The sequence below is a fragment of the Vibrio sp. Vb1755 genome, assembly GCF_033338635.1.
GTDB lineage: Bacteria > Pseudomonadota > Gammaproteobacteria > Enterobacterales > Vibrionaceae > Vibrio > Vibrio alginolyticus.
In genome coordinates this window covers 1-1,125 of record NZ_JAWOTA010000292.1, presented here as the reverse complement: position 1 = coordinate 1,125, position 1,125 = coordinate 1, and the positions used below count along the sequence as shown (strand labels likewise).

1 protein-coding gene and 1 pseudogene are annotated in these 1,125 nt (G+C 46.2%); both read right to left on the bottom strand.

Going from position 1 to position 1,125, the window contains the following annotated elements; genetic code table 11:
- On the bottom strand, positions 1–454 hold a 454-nt coding region (locus R7E00_RS24635), incomplete at its 3' end, for an oligogalacturonate lyase family protein (RefSeq protein WP_318124837.1).
- Positions 455–510: 56 nt separating this feature from the next.
- Positions 511–1,125, bottom strand: a pseudogene (locus R7E00_RS24630) (transporter); the annotation flags it as partial.

Here is a 1,125-nt window from a genome sequence, read left to right as displayed (position 1 = left end):
GCGGTTGCCAATCACGTTTTAAAATCTCGATACCAACTAACTTGGTACAGTCAGAATTTGCCACCCAAGTACCGTAGCCTTTCCACTCTTCATCGACCGTATAAATGACTTGTTCTTCCAGCGTTTCTAAATCGACTTTCATCAAATTCAGTTCGTTTTTCACGTAGAAAAATGCACGCTCATCCGTCGAAATGAAACCGCCAAAGGTGTTGTCACCTTTACCTTCCGTCAGTTGGACTGCTTGTTGCGTTTCAAGGTTAAGCAGGTAATAGTTGCGATTTCCGTCGAAATCACCTGCAAACAGCAGCTTTTTTCCATCCTGAGTAAAGCACTTCTGGTAAAAGTAGTTACGGTGACAAATCACGTCCGTTGGCGTTAATCGCGTCACTTTCACTTGGGTATCACTATCAACAAACGTTTCGAAGTTGAGAGTAATCACATCACCTTTAGCCATAATATATCTCCACAAAAGGGCTGCCCAAGCGAGGGCAGCCAAAACAAAAATTCAGATTATTGGGTCGTTGTCGCGGCTACTTTAGAGGGCTGCGTGTCTAGCTTGGCACTCTTCTTCAAGCCGTAGCCCACAGCAAAGACTGACGCTGCACAAGCAAGGAACAATAGGCGGCCCCATAGTGGGTTTGGAATCAACACCATCAGTGTTAAACCTGCGGCCATGTAGATAACCAGCGTACCCAATTTCGCGCGTTGCATGCGGTCAACAATGTCTTGGCCTTCTTCTGCAACACACTCGGTGTCCACATCTTTAAAGAATTCCGCCGTTGTCTCTTTGTGCGTGTCTGTTTCTTCTTTGTAGAACAGAGTCGATAGGCAGAAGAAACCAGCAGTAAAGACAAGGTGAGCAGCAATGGTGATCATTGTGCGCATTTCACCTGCTTCGCGGCGTGTTAGCTCATCCATACCGAACCAGCTACCAACAAATTCTGGAGTGAAGATTTTCACCACTGACCAAGAGACAAACATACCAACCACAACTGTTGCCCATGGTGCCCATTTCGGCGTTCTGCGAATGATGATGCCAAGGAACAATGGAACGAGGATTGGTGATTGAAGTAGCGTCGCCACTTGCATCATTAGATCAAACAAGCTTAGGTGCTTCAGTGAGTT